Source organism: uncultured Thiodictyon sp., from assembly GCA_903837595.1.
Lineage (GTDB): Bacteria > Pseudomonadota > Gammaproteobacteria > Chromatiales > Chromatiaceae > Thiodictyon.
In genome coordinates this window covers 1-2,145 of record CAILVI010000301.1, presented here as the reverse complement: position 1 = coordinate 2,145, position 2,145 = coordinate 1, and the positions used below count along the sequence as shown (strand labels likewise).

Annotated in this window: 3 protein-coding genes; all 3 read right to left on the bottom strand. The window is 63.3% G+C overall.

Annotated features, from left to right (window positions below):
- A partial coding sequence (locus QZY44_RS16590) for a NifB/NifX family molybdenum-iron cluster-binding protein (protein ID WP_295448478.1) occupies nt 1-307 on the bottom strand: 307 nt, incomplete at its 3' end.
- A gap of 2 nt (nt 308-309) precedes the next feature.
- Nucleotides 310-1,230, bottom strand: a complete 921-nt coding sequence (locus QZY44_RS16585) for an ATP-binding protein (protein ID WP_295448475.1) — start codon at nt 1,228-1,230, stop codon at nt 310-312.
- Nucleotides 1,227-2,105: an ATP-binding protein gene (locus QZY44_RS16580; protein WP_295448472.1), complete on the bottom strand. Its 879-nt coding sequence runs from the start codon at nt 2,103-2,105 to the stop codon at nt 1,227-1,229. Before QZY44_RS16580 ends, QZY44_RS16585 begins: the two co-directional genes overlap by 4 nt.
- Nucleotides 2,106-2,145: the final 40 nt, after the last annotated feature.

Here is a 2,145-nt window from a genome sequence, read left to right as displayed (position 1 = left end):
ATTTTTCCAGCGCTTGGCGAACCGTTCCACTCGCACCGGTCGCGGTCTTGATACCGGCCTGCGCGAAAAACTCAATCGCGCGTCCGCCCATACCGCCACTCAACATCACTTCGGCCTGTTGCTGCTTGATGAAGTCAGGTATCTGCCCCGGTTCGTGGTTTTCGGCAAATGGATTGGCAATGCTGCGCGAGGCCGCAATGGTCCCCTGGTCGACATCCACCAGTACGAAGAATGGGGCATGACCGAAGTGTTGGGCGACTTGGCTCTCCAGACCCTGATCGGTTTCAGCAGTGATGGCGATTTTCATTTTCAAATGTCCTGGTTGGTGGGTGTTTCAAGGTTCATGAGGGCCGCGGTGATCCGCTCCCAAACGGTAGAAATGGCAACCGCGGCGGGGCAAACGGGGCGAAAGGCGGTTACGGCCTCGCCCGCCACCATGGCGTCGACGATGGTCAGATCGAACGGGATGCTGCCGACCGTCGCGATACCGCTCGCGCGGCATTGCTCCTCAATGGCCTGCGCCCCCGCTGGATAGAGATCGGCCTTATTGATGCAGACCAGCGCCCCCACGCCGAAATGCCGCACGGTGTCCAGCGTTCGGATCAGGTCGTGGATGCCGGCGACCGTGGGCTCGGTCACGACCAGCGCGAGATCTGCACCCGAGACCGCCGAGATGACCGGACAACCGATGCCGGGCGGTCCATCCACCAGGAGCAGCAGCCGGTTATCGTCCAGTGCCCGCGCTCGGGCACGCTGTTTGACCAGCGTCACGAGCTTGCCGGAGTTTTCCTGTCCCGGGAACAGGTCGGCATGGTAGAGGGGGCCATAGCGGCTGTCCGATACAAAGAAGTTGCCGACGACCTGCTCGTGCATGGCGATGCTCCCGGTGGGGCACTGATACACGCAGGCCGCGCAGCCGTCACAGGCAATGGGGTCCACCACATAGTCGCCGGCGCACTCGGTAATCGCGGCGAAACGGCAGACTGACTCACAGTCGCCACACCGGATGCAGACATCCTGGTCGATTAAGGCCACCTGGCCGCCGCGGAACTCCTCTGCTTGCAGTAACCGGGGCTTCAGGACCAACCCGAGGTTGGCGGCGTCCACATCCGCATCGGCCAGCACGACCTGGCCGGCGAAGGGTCCCAGGGATGCCAGATGGGCAAAGGCGGCCGTGACACTGGTCTTGCCGGTACCGCCCTTGCCGCTCAAGATGACGAGCTGTTTCATGCATCCACCCGCTTGATGATGGCTTCCAACAGGTCGTGGAACCTGGGTCGGTATTCCGGCGCGGCGCTCACCAAGGTATTGCCGCGGGCGATGCCCTCGGCAATCTGCCGTTGCATCGGGATGCGCAGCAGAATCGGCAGGTCGTGGGCGGCACACCAAGCGCCGACGGCGTCGTCACCGATGCCGTCACGGTTGATCACCACCCCGGCGGGCAGACCCAACGCGCGCGTGATGGCGGCTACCTGTTTCAGGTCGTGCAGGCCAAAGGGGGTTGGTTCGGTCACGAGCAGCACAAAATCCGCCCCGCGCAGCGTTTCCACCACCGGGCAGGATGCACCAGGCGGGGCGTCGCGGATGTCGATCTCCCGGGCCTGCTCTCCGCGGTGGGTGTGAGGCAACTCGGGACACCACTTTTTCAGTTCGCGCAGGATCGGCACGGACATCGGTTGTCCGACATTCATCACACCCTGTGCAAACGCAATGCCCTCCGGGCTCAGGCCGCTGTCGATCACGCCCAACACGGCGAGCCGCTCGCTGATGGCCTCTTGTGGACAGACCAGTGTACAACTGCCGCAGCCGTGACAAATATCGGGGAATACCAACGCCTTCTTGCCGACGATGGCGATGGCGTGGAATTGGCACACCCGCGCGCATTTGCCGCAGTAGGTACAGAGTTGCGTGTCGATCTGCGGGACCAGGATGCCGACCTCACGGTGGGTATCCAGGGCCGGGTGGAGAAACAAGGCGGCATTCGGTGCCTCCACATCGCACTCGCGAAAGCAGACTTCATGCAGTTGCGCGGCCACAAGTGCCAGGCTGGTGGCGACGGTGGTCTTGCCGGTACCACCCTTGCCGCTGGCGACGACGATGCGCATTGGCGCTAACCCCCGTGATGGCCGTTATGGCTGGCCGCGT

Bases quoted from the DNA above. Each gene is read 5' to 3' on its own strand.
- QZY44_RS16585 (WP_295448475.1), bottom strand. From the start codon at position 1,230: ATGAAACAGCTCGTCATCTTGAGCGGCAAGGGCGGTACCGGCAAGACC.
- QZY44_RS16580 (WP_295448472.1), bottom strand. From the start codon at position 2,105: ATGCGCATCGTCGTCGCCAGCGGCAAGGGTGGTACCGGCAAGACCACC.